General features: G+C 61.6%; 14 protein-coding genes. 10 read left to right on the top strand and 4 right to left on the bottom strand.

What is annotated here, in order from left to right:
* Positions 1–133 precede the first annotated feature (133 nt).
* The 4 genes from ASD83_RS14705 to msrA all read left to right on the top strand — a co-directional run bounded on the left by ASD83_RS14705 (position 134) and on the right by msrA (position 1,931).
* Complete coding sequence (locus tag ASD83_RS14705) at positions 134–388, top strand: GlsB/YeaQ/YmgE family stress response membrane protein (protein ID WP_056312084.1); 255 nt, start codon at positions 134–136, stop codon at positions 386–388.
* Positions 389–410: 22 nt separating this feature from the next.
* Entirely contained in the window at positions 411–893 is a 483-nt protein-coding gene (locus ASD83_RS14700; RefSeq protein ID WP_056312082.1) for a YidB family protein, read from the top strand.
* 137 nt (positions 894–1,030) lie between these two features.
* Positions 1,031–1,339 (top strand): TM2 domain-containing protein, encoded by a 309-nt coding sequence (locus ASD83_RS14695; protein WP_156385970.1) that lies wholly within the window; start codon positions 1,031–1,033, stop codon positions 1,337–1,339.
* Positions 1,340–1,412: 73 nt separating this feature from the next.
* Positions 1,413–1,931 carry a peptide-methionine (S)-S-oxide reductase MsrA gene (gene msrA, locus ASD83_RS14690; RefSeq protein WP_056312080.1) on the top strand — a complete coding sequence of 173 codons (519 nt, stop codon included), beginning with the start codon at positions 1,413–1,415 and terminating at the stop codon, positions 1,929–1,931.
* 262 nt (positions 1,932–2,193) lie between these two features.
* Here msrA and ASD83_RS14685 read toward each other — a convergent pair whose 3' ends face one another.
* The 4 genes from ASD83_RS14685 to ASD83_RS14670 form a co-directional block, all read right to left on the bottom strand.
* Complete coding sequence (locus tag ASD83_RS14685) at positions 2,194–2,586, bottom strand: hypothetical protein (protein WP_056312078.1); 393 nt, start codon at positions 2,584–2,586, stop codon at positions 2,194–2,196.
* Between the two features lie 87 nt (positions 2,587–2,673).
* Positions 2,674–3,339 carry a L,D-transpeptidase gene (locus ASD83_RS14680; RefSeq protein ID WP_056312077.1) on the bottom strand — a complete coding sequence of 222 codons (666 nt, stop codon included), beginning with the start codon at positions 3,337–3,339 and terminating at the stop codon, positions 2,674–2,676.
* Between the two features lie 274 nt (positions 3,340–3,613).
* On the bottom strand, positions 3,614–4,900 hold the full coding sequence (gene fabF, locus ASD83_RS14675) for a beta-ketoacyl-ACP synthase II (protein WP_056312075.1): 1,287 nt from the start codon (positions 4,898–4,900) through the stop codon (positions 3,614–3,616).
* 64 nt (positions 4,901–4,964) lie between these two features.
* Positions 4,965–5,351: a MarR family winged helix-turn-helix transcriptional regulator gene (locus ASD83_RS14670; RefSeq protein ID WP_162249173.1), complete on the bottom strand. Its 387-nt coding sequence runs from the start codon at positions 5,349–5,351 to the stop codon at positions 4,965–4,967.
* 176 nt (positions 5,352–5,527) lie between these two features.
* Here ASD83_RS14670 and ASD83_RS14665 point away from each other — a divergent pair, with 176 nt between their 5' ends.
* The 6 genes from ASD83_RS14665 (at position 5,528) to ASD83_RS14640 (ending at position 12,310) form a co-directional block, all read left to right on the top strand.
* Positions 5,528–6,418 (top strand): alpha/beta hydrolase family protein, encoded by an 891-nt coding sequence (locus ASD83_RS14665; RefSeq protein ID WP_082561207.1) that lies wholly within the window; start codon positions 5,528–5,530, stop codon positions 6,416–6,418.
* Positions 6,419–6,617: 199 nt separating this feature from the next.
* Complete coding sequence (locus ASD83_RS14660) at positions 6,618–7,547, top strand: ABC transporter permease (RefSeq protein WP_056312069.1); 930 nt, start codon at positions 6,618–6,620, stop codon at positions 7,545–7,547.
* Complete coding sequence (locus tag ASD83_RS14655; RefSeq protein ID WP_056312067.1) at positions 7,544–8,716, top strand: ABC transporter permease; 1,173 nt, start codon at positions 7,544–7,546, stop codon at positions 8,714–8,716. The genes ASD83_RS14660 and ASD83_RS14655 overlap by 4 nt, the downstream gene beginning before the upstream one ends.
* A complete protein-coding gene (locus tag ASD83_RS14650; RefSeq protein ID WP_056312065.1) occupies positions 8,713–9,717 on the top strand; it encodes an ABC transporter ATP-binding protein in 1,005 nt (334 codons plus the stop codon). The genes ASD83_RS14655 and ASD83_RS14650 overlap by 4 nt, the downstream gene beginning before the upstream one ends.
* Positions 9,714–10,718, top strand: a complete 1,005-nt coding sequence (locus ASD83_RS14645) for an ABC transporter ATP-binding protein (RefSeq protein ID WP_056312063.1) — start codon at positions 9,714–9,716, stop codon at positions 10,716–10,718. The genes ASD83_RS14650 and ASD83_RS14645 overlap by 4 nt, the downstream gene beginning before the upstream one ends.
* 11 nt (positions 10,719–10,729) lie before the next feature.
* Positions 10,730–12,310, top strand: coding sequence for a peptide ABC transporter substrate-binding protein (locus ASD83_RS14640; protein WP_056312061.1), 1,581 nt, complete (start codon positions 10,730–10,732; stop codon positions 12,308–12,310).
* Positions 12,311–12,316 lie beyond the last annotated feature (6 nt).

Genomic DNA, 12,316 nt, shown 5'->3' with positions numbered 1-12,316 from the left:
GTTCGGCAAGCGTGACTGAATGCTGGATCACAACGCGTATATCGCCGCGGCGCCGGACGCTTCTATTCGAACAGTGGCCGGGAACGCGATGCTCTCGTGCACGTTGCATTGGGCAGCATCAGGAGCGCGTGCCATGGGTATCATCTGGACCATCATTATCGGTTTCGTCGCTGGCATCATCGCCAAGTTCATCATGCCGGGCAGCAACGAGCCGTCGGGCTTCATCATGACGACAATTCTGGGGATCGTCGGGGCCTTCGTTGCTTCGTATCTCGGTCAGGCTTTGGGGTGGTATTCACCGGGCGAAGGCGCGGGCTTTATCGGCGCCATCGTCGGCTCCATCATCGTGTTGTTCGTCTGGGGCCTGATCGCCCGTCGACGCGCCTAATCCCACACAGAGGAGAGATAAAATGGCACGCATGCCTTCTATGGTCGCACTGCTCGGCCTGCTCGCGGTCGCAGGGTATCAGAACCGGGAAAAGCTCGGTGGGCTCCTGGGCGGTCTTGGCAACCAGCCGGGCAATCCGGCTGACCCCAATCGGCAATCGGGCGGCTTCGGCGATATTGTCAACGGGCTCGGCGGTGTGCTGGGCGGGGCAACGAGCGGCAGCGTTCTGAGCGGTGGGCTCGGCGATCTGGTGGATCGCTTCCGCCAGACCGGCCGCGGCGACAAGGCCGATAGCTGGATCAGGCCGGGCGATAATGCACCCGTCGAAGCCTCCGATCTCGAAGAGGCGCTTGGCGAGGATACCCTTTCCGAACTGACCGAAAAGACCGGGTTGTCGCGAGAGGAATTGCTCAAGCGCCTCTCGGAAACGCTGCCGGACGCGGTAAACCAAATGACGCCCGAGGGCCGGTTGCCGACCGAAGCGGAAGCGAGCCGTTTCTCCTGATGGCGCACGCGCCGTCATGGACGGCGGGCAAAGCAAATGACGCGGCATGGGATGCAAGCGACTTTCACGGCATCGCTGTGCCGCCCTTGAAACGCCTGGGGTCTGCACCATTTTCGCTATTGAAACAGGAGTGGCAGATGGTGATGGATCGGGCTTCGGCCCAATATGATATCGAGAAGAAATCGCTGCTGGTGGCTTATCTGCTCTGGGCCTTTATCGGCTATGTCGGAGCGCACCGGTTTTATCTCGGACGTCCGCTGAGCGGCTTGATCATGCTGTTGCTTTCGGGCGTGACGCTGCTGCTGGCTTTTGCGAGCTTTGGCCTCCTGAGTTTTCTTTGGGTGTTCGTCGCCATCTGGTGGCTGATCGATGCGCTGCTTATTCCGGGCATGGCCGCCCGGAGCAATGGCCGCACCGCTGATCGTATTTTTGGCTCGCGCCGTTGAAACATGCGTGCACAGGAATAGAAAAACTCCGCTCTGTCACCCATATTGATGGCATAGCCAGAAGGAGACGAGAATGAGCGTGACAACCGAACGTGCCGTGCTTGCCGGTGGCTGTTTCTGGGGCATGCAGCAGTTGATCCGGCGCTATGCCGGGGTGATCTCCACGCGCGTCGGTTATTCCGGCGGCGATGTCGAGAATGCCACCTATCGCAATCATGGTACGCATGCCGAAGCCATCGAGATCGTTTTTGATCCCGCGGTGATCAGTTTTCGCAAAATCCTGGAATTCTTTTTCCAGATTCATGATCCGACGACGCTCAACCGGCAGGGGAACGACCGCGGCATGTCCTATCGCTCGGCCATCTTTTATACGAGCGAAGAACAGAAGGCCGTCGCCGAAGACACCATAGCCGATGTCGATGCATCGGGTCTGTGGCCGGGCAAGGTTGTCACCGAACTGGCCGCTGTCGGGCCGTTCTGGGAGGCCGAACCGGAGCATCAGGATTATCTGGAGCGCATTCCCAATGGCTATACCTGCCATTTCGTGCGTCCGGGATGGGTGCTGCCGCAGCGGGCTTCCGCGGCGGAGTGAGGGGTTGGTTGGCGCTAGGCGCCATGGTCACTCCGGGTAAAGCCGGGGCGACGGCTCCTTTCTGAATTTCGATCATCCAGCGGTTGTCATCCCGGCCTTGAGCCGGGGTGGCACCTGCTTCAGCGTCACGCCCCTGTGGTTCGAGGCCCTCGGGACAAGCCCGAGGGCACCTCACCATGAGGGCTACTGGAATGGCGTCATTCACCCGAAACGACATAGCCGGGTATGAGCGGCGCCTCTACCAGACACGCAGCGCGTGCGCTTACTGGCGCGTATAGGTCAGGGTTTGGCACAGGAGGCCGGCGCGGCAGCCTTCGATATCGATGGTGTCGGCGCTGGTTTGGGTGACCGTCGCGTCGGCGCTGAGGCCGCCGGCGTCGATCGTGCCCTTCCAGACATTGGGTTCGGTCTGCTGGGCCTGCATGACCTGGGTTCCGACAAAGGCGAGGTTTTCCTCGGTGGCGGACTCGCCCTTGAGGACATCGAGGGTTCCGCAAAGGTCCGTTCCCGCGCCGCAGAGGGCGAAGGTGAAGGTCGTGCCGTATTCGTCGACAAAGGTCCCGTTCGGGTCAAAAGCTGCTTCCTGCGCGAAGGCGGACAGGGATAGCGTGCTGGCGAGGGCGGCTGCGACAGCCACGGACTTGAGGAAGTGCATTGCATGCTCCGATCAGTTCACTTAGGGCCAGCCTTTTGCTGGCGGTGACTGACCCAACGCCTCAGCCGGCGCTTGGTTCGGAGCGTTTCAGGCTTTCAGGACCACGACCTTGGTATTGACCGGCGTCTTCTCGTAGAGATCGACCATGTCTTGCGTCAGCAGGCCCACGCAGCCGCTCGAGACGCCCCGCCCGATCGTTTCGGGCATGATCGTGCTGTAGATCGTATAGAGCGTGTAGGCGCCGTTCCGGTAGAGATAGAGCGTTCTGGCGCCGAGCGGATTGTCGAGGCCCGGGGCCATGCCATTGGCATAGGGCGCGGCTTCCGGCTGGCGCGCGATCATCTCCTTTGGCGGGGTCCAGATGGGCCATTCGGCCTTGCGGCCGATATAGGCGTCGCCGCTCCAGAGGAAGCCAGCGCGCCCGACATTGGCGCCGTAGCGGGTCGCCTCGCCGTTCCCCTCGATGCGATAGACGTAGTAGTGGCGGGGATCGACGATGATCGTGCCGGGCGCTTCGTTCGACGCGTAGCGGACACGCCGGCGCAGATATTTTGGATCGACCTTGTTCACATTGACGGCGGGAACGGGAAAGCGCTCGTTCGGCAACGGCCCATAGACGCGCTCGGCTTCGGCCATGCTCATGCCGCCCGATGCGCATCCGGCAAGGCTCAGCGCGCCAGCGGCGGCGATGCCGGCGAGGAAGGTCCGGCGGGTCAGACCGTCAACACCAAGGCTTTTCCCGATCGAGGTCATTGCGACGTGCTCCCCGCCGCTTTTGGATATGCGGCGCCTCGGGGAGAGTGTTCCTGAAGCGGGCGGTTGGCAAGTGGGGTGTTTGAGGGGAGGCGGTCGGCGGTTCAGGGCGTTTAACGGCTTAAATGTAGCGGCTCGTGCTGAAGTTTCGACCATCCACCTGCTGTCATCCCGGCGAAGGCCGGGAGCCATCTTGAGATCTCAGGATGGGCCCCGGCCTTCGCCGGGGTGACAGTCGAGTTGGTGGGCGTCTCAGAGTGAAAGTGACGTCTTACTACTTGGGCGCCTTGCCGAAGATCAGGGCCGCGTTGACGCCGCCAAAGCCGAAGGAATTGGAGAGGGCGTAGTCGAGGGTTTTGGCGCGCGGCTGATTGGGGACGAGATCGAAGGGGGCGGCTTCGTCGATCGGGTCTTCGAGATTGATGGTGGGGGGCAGTTGGCCGGTTTCGAGCGCCTTGATGGAGAACACCGCCTCGAGGGCGCCAGCGGCGCCGAGGAGATGGCCGGTGGCCGACTTGGTGGAAGAGATGGAGAGGTCCTTGCCGCGGTTTTGGAAGACTGCGGCCAGAGCGGCGATTTCGGCCGTGTCGCCGACGGCCGTCGAGGTGGCGTGGGCGTTGACATAGCCGATCTGGGTCTGGTCGAGCCCGGCCATGGAAAGGGCATTGCGGATCGCGACCTGGGCCCCGGCGCCATCGGGCGCGCCGGCCGTCAGGTGATAGGCATCGGCCGAGGTGCCGTAGCCGGCAAGGATTGCCAGCGGCTTGGCGCCGCGGGCGCGGGCATGGCTCAGTTTTTCGATGACGATTGTGGCGGCGCCTTCGGAGAGCACAAAGCCATCGTGGCCTTTGTCGAAGGGGCGCGAGGCCTTGGCCGGGTTATCGGCATGCGAGGGCGAAAGGGCGCGCGAGGCGCCGAAGCCACCGAGCGAAATGGGATCGACCGAGCCTTCGGCGCCACCGACCACGGCCACTTCGGCTTCGCCGGTCATGATCAGGCGCATGCCATCGCCAATGGCCTGGGCCGAAGCGGCGCAGGCGGTAACCGGAGTGCCGATGGGGCCGCGGAAGCTATGGATGATCGAGAGCCAGCCGGCGGCGAGATTGGCGAGGAAGGAGGGCACGGTGAAGGGGGAAAGGCGGCGCGGGCCCTTGGTGTTGATGGTTTCGACGGCGCGGGCCATGACCGGGGAGCCGCCGACGCCGGAGCCGATGATGGTCGCGGTCGCGGCCTGATCCTCGGGGCTTTCGGGGTGCCAATTGGCCTGGTTCAGGGCCTCGGCGGTGGCGGCGATGGAATACTGAATGAAGACGTCCATCTTCTTGATTTCTTTGCCGTCGATATGATCGGCGGGATCGAAACCGGCGGTGTCATTGGCCTTGGACGGCACGAGACCGGCAATGTGGGCGACGAAATCGGTGGTGTCGAAGCGGTCATTGCGGACAATGCCGCTGCGACCGGCAAGGAGGCGCTGCCAATTGGTTTCGACACCTACGCCGAGCGGGCTTACTACGCCCATGCCGGTGACGACGATGGGGTCCTGGGGATCGGGGCGCAGCATGTCTTGTTCTCCTGTGTATATGCACGATCTGGGATCGAATTGGGGCGAATTGAGGGTCTTGGGCCTAGAGTTTGGCGAGGTGCCGGAGGCCGGTCAGTGTGGTCTGGAAATCGGGGTGGGCCAGCATGTTGCGCAGCTCTTCCTGGGCGGCTTTCCAGATGGGCAGGGCGGCTTCGAAGGCTTTTTTACCTTCCGGGGTGAGTTCAATTCGGCGGGTTCTGGCGAGGTCGCCGGGGCCGGTCGAGAGCAGTTTGCGGCGTTCCAGCACGGCGAGGTTCCGGGAAAGGGTGGTGCGGTCTACGGCGAGGATGCTGGCCATTTCGGTGATCGAGGCGGCCGAGTTGGTGCTGAGAGTGCCAAGGATATTGAACTGGGCGGCGGTGATGCCGACGCTGCGCAATTGATGGTCGGCGCGACGGGTCAGCGCCCGCGCCGCCTTGCGCGTGTTCATGATCAGGCAATCGTCGAGCGCGTACTCCATGGCGGTGATTTAGGTCGTGCATATGCACATGTCAAATTTGCGCGGGGTGTAGACAAGGTTTTTGGGCGTCATACACTTGGCGTGATCGCGGTTGGGCGATCTTGGGTGGCGGGCCCCTGCTGACGCCACCGGTAGAGGATAAAAATATGAAAGCCAGACGTTTGGGATCGTCGCTGCTCGTGGCCGGCGTCGCGATTTTTGCTGCAAGTGTCGCTGTGAGGGCAGAGACGGTGGATGAAGTGACGGTGCAGAACGGCGCGCGGGCTGTGCCGGCGACGGTGGTGGTGCCGGATGGGGAAGGGCCGTTTCCGGCCGTGGTGATGAACCATGGGCATGGCGGCGGGCGGCAGGAAAATGGCGGCTTTGGCCGGATTGCCAAGGCGCTGGCCGACAAGGGCATTCTGACCATCCGCATGGATTTTGCCGGATCGGGCGACAGCAAGGAGCCGTTCACCGAGGGCTACCTCACCAACATGATCTCGGATTCCAATGCGAGCCTTGGCTACATTTTGGAGAATTATGCGGTCGACAAGGAGCGGCTCGGGATTTTTGGCTACAGCATGGGCGGGCGCATTGCGCTGACCGTGGGGGCTGGGAGCGATAATCCCTATAAGGCCATCGGGCTTCTGGCGCCTTCGGCGGACTGGGGGCAGGAGATGATGGTGGGGTTTTTGGGCGGGCAGGCTGAATATGACCGGCTCTATGCCGAATCCGGCGGGGACAAGGGATATGCCGAGTTCACCACGCAGTGGGGGCAGGTCCAGCAGCTGAGCCGGCAGTGGTTTGACGACATGATTGCGTCAAAGCCGCTAGAGTTGGCGGGGTCCTATAAGGGCCCGATGATCGTCGTGCATGGCGACAAGGATGTTGTCGTGCCGGCGGCGGTCAATGAGGCGGTGATTGCGGCCTATCCCGAGGCGAGCCTCGTGGTCGTGCCGGAGGCGGATCATGGCTATGGGTTTTATAGCGATCAGCCGGACGTGACTGCGCTGGTCGATGGGACCTTTGCGGAGTTTTTTGCCGAGAGCCTGAAGTAGGTTTTGTGGGGGTGCCGGCGTTTGCCGATACCCCCACCCGGCCTCCGCCTGGTCGGGGGAGGAGGTGGGCCGGTGGGGTAAATAATGCCTGTGAGTCTCCTGTAATCGGATTGAGTTTGCGTCGCTTTGGTGGTTTTGTGGCGGGATGTTTCAAGACCGCGTCTATCTTCAGCACGGCCTTCCTGAGGCGGCGTAGCTGATGTTTACCTATATTCTCAATCGCCTGGGCATGATGCTCGTCACCCTCTGGGCGATTGTCACGCTGACGTTTTTCTTGATGCATGCCGTGCCGGGCGGGCCGTTCGTGTCCGAGCGTATGCTGGCGCCTGAGATCGCGGCGGCGCTCAATGCCAAATATGGGCTCGATCAGCCGATCTGGCAGCAATATCTCAATTATCTCGGGCGGATTCTGACGTTCGATTTGGGGCCGTCGTTCAAATATCCCGGTGTGTCGATCAATTCGATGATCGCGGCGGGCTTGCCGGTGACGCTGCGGACGGGATTGCTGGCCGTGATCTGCGTCGTGGCGCTTGGGGTGCCGCTCGGGGTGATTGCCGCGCTCAATCGTAATCGCTGGCCCGATACAACGGTGATGTTTATCGCAACGCTCGGCGTGGCTATTCCAAGCTATGTGATCGCGACCGTTTCCATCTACTTTTTTGCGCTGCGGCTCGGTTGGGTGCCGACGTTTGGACTCGACGATTGGCGGGGGTATTTTCTGCCGGTTTTTGCGCTGTCGGGGTTCTGGATTTCCTTCGTGTCGCGGCTGACGCGTTCGTCGCTGCTCGAAACGCTCGATCAGGATTATATGGTGACGGCGCGGGCCAAGGGATTGCGAAAAGGGCAGATCCTTTTCAAGCACGGGCTGCGCAATTCGCTACTGCCGGTGGTGACGGTACTTGGGCCGGTGGTGGCCAACCTGATTACCGGGTCGTTTGTCATCGAGCAGATTTTTGCGCTGCCGGGGATCGGGCGGCAATTCGTGCTGTCGATCACCAATCGCGACTATACCGCCATCATGGGCATCACCATTTTCTATGCCGCGATCCTGATGGTCATGATCCTGATCGTTGACCTTCTCTATGTGTGGCTCGACCCGCGCATCAAACTGACCAAGGCTGCCGCATGACCGATATCTCGCCGGAAATGTGGGCCAACGTGCCGGCAGGGGAGAAGGTGGCGCCCATTGCGCCGCCCGCGCCGACCTATGGGCAGGAAGTGCGGCGGCGGCTTTGGGCCAACAAGCCGGCTGTGGTCAGCATTGTGTTCATTATTGCGCTGGTGATCGCCGCGTTCTTCGGGCCGTATTTCTCGCCGCACACCTATTTCAAGCAGGACTTGAAACTGGCGAATATTCCGCCGTTTTTTGAAACCTATGCGGTGACGGATGGCGCTGGGGAGGTGACGCGGTTCTTCCTCAATGCGTCGAACTTCAACCTCTATGAGGTGGACGCGGACGGAAACATGCTGGGGCTCCTGCGCGGCGGGCGCAAGGATATGATCAAGAAGAGCCAGCCCTATGAGTTCGGCGATCAAACGCTGATGCTGGATTATTCGAAGCTGCCGGTGCGGCTGCTGCTTGAAGATGGCAGTGAAGTCAGGCCGAGCGGTTGGAGCTGGAACAAGACCTATCTCTTCGGCACCGATCAGTTGGGGCGCGATATCCTGGTGCGGCAGCTTTATGGGGCGCAGATTTCGTTGACCGTAGCCTTTGTCGCGACGCTGGTGAACTTTTTCATCGGCGTCTTTTATGGCGGCGTTGCCGGGTATATGGGCGGGAAGGTCGATGCGGTGATGATGCGCTTTGTCGAGATCATTTCGACCATTCCGCTGACGCTTTATGTCGTGTTGCTGATGGTGGTTTTTGACTCTGGATTGCTCTCCATCATCGTCGCTATCGGCTCGGTGTTCTGGGTGGATATGGCGCGGATCGTGCGCGGGCAAATCCTCAGCTTGAAGAGCCAGGATTATGTGGCGGCGGCGCGGACCATGGGGGCTTCGCCGGCACGCATCCTGACGCGGCACCTCTTACCCAATTCCATCGGGCCGATCATTGTCACCCTGACCATGCTGATCCCCTCGGCCATCTTCATCGAGAGCTTTATGAGTTTTATCGGGCTCGGCGTGACGCCGCCGCTGGCGTCCTGGGGTTCGCTGACCTCGGAGGCGGTCGAGACGTTGCGGGCCTATCCGCATCAGTTGTTTTTCCCGGCCGCCGCGATTTCGCTCACCATGTTTGCCTTCAACTTTTTGGGCGATGGTTTGCGCGATGCGCTTGATCCGAGGGCCGGACGATGAACCAGCCCATTCTGTCGGTGCGGGATTTGACGACCTCGTTCTTCACGCGGCGCGGCGAAGTGCAGGCGGTGCGGGGCGTTAGTTTTGACGTCTATGAGGGCGAAATGCTCGGGCTCGTGGGGGAGAGCGGCTCGGGGAAATCGATCACCTGCATGTCGGTATTGCGGCTCCTCAAGGCCGGCGGAACGATCAAGGCGGGGTCGGCGACGTTTGAAGGGACCGATATTCTCTCGCTCGACGAAGAGGCGCTGTCGGACCTGCGGGGTAATCGGATCGGGGTGATTTTTCAGGACCCGATGACCTCGCTCAATCCCACGCTGACCGTGGGCGAGCAGGTGATGGAAGCCGTGCGGCGGCATCGGAAAGCGAGCGCGGCGGAAGCGCGGGCGCGGGCGGTGGAGCTGTTCGAGCTGGTACGGATTCCGTCGGCGGCCAAGCGTCTCGACTCCTATCCGCATGAATTTTCGGGCGGCATGCGGCAGCGCGTGATGATTGCCATGGCGCTGGCCTGTGACCCGAAACTGCTGATCGCCGACGAGCCGACGACGGCGCTGGATGTGACCATTCAGCGGCAGATCCTGGCGCTGCTCAAGAATTTGCAGCGGCGGTTGGGCATGTCCGTCATTTTGATTACCCATGACCTTGGCGTCATTGCCGAGGTGACCGATCGGGTGCTGGTGCTTTATGGCGGGCTGATCATGGAGACGGCGCCGGTGCGTGATCTCTTCGCCCGGCCGGCGCATCCCTATACGGTGGGGCTCTTGGGGGCTGTGCCCGATTTGCGGGATGATACGCATCGGCGGCTGACGCCTATTCCGGGGAGCCCGCCGAACATGTTGGCACCGCCGCCGGGATGTCCTTTTGCGCCGCGCTGTCCGCATGCGATGAGCCAATGCATGGCGGCACTGCCGCCGCTGTTTGGTGCCTCTCATCAGTCGCGGTGCTGGTTGCAGCATCCCGAGGCGCCCAAGGTGGATGCGGTGCATGAGGTGGCGGCATGACCCAGCCTCTTCTGCAACTGCGCGACCTTCACAAGCATTTCCGGCTGCCGGCCGCCCCATTCGCCCAAAAGCCGATCCTGCGGGCGGTGGATGGGGTCGATCTCGACCTGATGAAGGGCGAGACGCTTGGACTGGTGGGCGAATCCGGGTGCGGAAAATCGACGTTGGCGCGGACGGTTATTCGGCTGCATGAGCCGACTTTGGGCAGCATCGTCTTTGACGGGCAGGAGGTCGGGAAAGCGCCGGAGGGGTTGCTGGGGAATTTCCGGCGGCGGGTGCAGATGATTTTTCAGGACCCTTATGCCAGCCTCAATCCACGCATGAGTGTGGGCGACCTGATTGCCGAGCCGCTGGAGATTGCCGGTGTCGGCACGGCGGCGGAGCGGCGGAAGAAGGTGGTGGGTCTGCTTGATCGGGTCGGGCTGCCGAGCGATTCCGCGCAGCGCTTTGCGCATGAATTTTCTGGTGGGCAGCGGCAACGTATCGGGATTGCGCGGGCGATTGCGTTGGAGCCGGATCTGGTGATCTGCGACGAGCCGATTTCGGCGCTCGATGTTTCCGTGCAGGCCCAGGTCGTCAACATGCTTGAGGACCTGCAGGCGGACCTGGGGCTGACCTATCTGTTCATCACCCATGACCTTTCCATGGTTCGGCATATCTCGGACCGGATCGGGGTGATGTACTTAGGCAAAATCGTCGAGCTCGCGACCAGCGCCGATCTCTACCATCGGCCTTCGCACCCCTATACCCGGGCGCTGCTCTCGGCCATTCCGGTGCCGGACCCGGAAGCCGCGCGGGCGGCAGAGCCGATGCAGGGGGAAATTCCGAGCCCCATCGACATTCCATCCGGCTGCCGTTTCCGCACGCGCTGCCCGTTCGCGACCGAACTTTGTGCGCGCGTCGAGCCGCAACTGACCGATATAGGCGGGGGGCATCTGGCCGCCTGCCACTTCGCCGGGGAACTGGCGCAATACGCAAACGGGGTAAGGGCCCCGCAATAGGAGAGAGTGCAATGAAGAGACTGGTTCTGCCGCTCATAACCGCGGCGCTGCTGGCTTCGGCCGGCTCGGCCTTTGCCGCCGGCGAATTGACCTATGTGGTCAACAATGAAAGCGCCAAATACGATCCCGGCACCACGGCGGAAACCTTTGCTTCCCCGATCATCGGCAATACGTTTGAAGGCCTCGTGCGCCTGAGCCCCGAGGGCGAAGTCGTGCCGGCTTTGGCCGAAAGCTGGGACATTTCCGAGGATGGCCTCACCTATACGTTCCACCTGCGCGATGCAAAATGGTCGGATGGGGAGCCGGTGAAAGCTTCGGACTTCGTCTATGCCTGGAAGCGCGTGCTTGATCCGGCGACCGGCGCGATGAACTCGCAGATGCTCTATCACATCGTTGGCGCCGAAGAGGCTTTTGGCGGTGGCGATGCCAGTGCGATTGCCGTTTCGGCACCCGACGACAAGACGCTGACATTCACGCTCAAGCAGCGCGTGCCCTATATGCTGCAGCTGCTGAATTACCCGACCTTCTATCCCGTGCGCGAAGATGTGGTTTCGGCTGATCCCGAAGGCTGGACGCGTAATCCCGCGACCTTTATCGGCACCGGGCCGTTCCGCGTGACCGCGTTCAATCAGGGCGAGTCGGTCGTTTTCGAAAAGAACCCGAACTATTATGACGCCGATGCGGTCAGCCTCGACAAGCTGACTTTCCGCCTGATCCCCGATCCTGCGACGGCGCTGGCCGCGTTTGAGGCGGGCGATGTCGACGGTATCGAAGCGGTGCCGGCGCCAGAAATTCCGCGTCTCTCGGTTGAAGCGCCCGGCTTCATGATCGTGCCGGCTCTGGGCACGACCTATGGTTTCTTCAATCCGCATCAAGCCCCGCTCGACAATCTCCATGTGCGCAAGGCGCTCTCGATGGCGATCGATCGTTCGGAAATCATCGAATTCGTGCTGCAATCGGCCGATACGCCGGCCCTTGGCCTAGTGCCGCCCGGCATGAGCCTGGCCGGGGAAGATTTCACCGAGGGCCGCGATACGTTTGGTCTCTCGGAAACCGCAGATGTCGAAGGCGCCAAGGCCGAATTGGCCGAGGGCGGTTTCCCCAATGGCGAAGGTTTCCCCAAGACCGTCTACGTGACCTATTCCTCTCCGCCGATCGAAAAGCTGCTCGAAGCCATCCAGCAGATGTGGAAGGAAAACCTCAATATCGACGTCGATATCCAGGCCACCGAATGGCAGGTGTTCTATCCCGAAGTGCAGAAGGTTGAGTACCAGATCGCGCAGATGGGCTGGGGCGCCGACTATCCGCATCCGATGACCTTCCTCGACAATTTTGTCACCGGCAATGCCAACAATCTCGCGAATTGGTCGAATGCCGATTATGACGCGGCGATCGAAGCAGCCAAGGCGACGAGCGACGAGGTCGCATCGCGCGACGAAATGCGCAAGGCCGAGGCGATCCTGATGAACGATCACATCATCCTGCCGCAGTATCACCGCTACAATTACATGATGATGAGCCCGGAAGTGACCGGCTTCTGGCGTTCGCCGCTCAACGTGCCTTATTTCCGCGACGCTCAAATCGCACAGTAGACCAAT

This window comes from Devosia sp. Root685 (assembly GCF_001427875.1).
Classification (GTDB): Bacteria; Pseudomonadota; Alphaproteobacteria; order Rhizobiales; family Devosiaceae; genus Devosia.
This window is presented reverse-complemented; position numbering and strand designations above follow the sequence as displayed.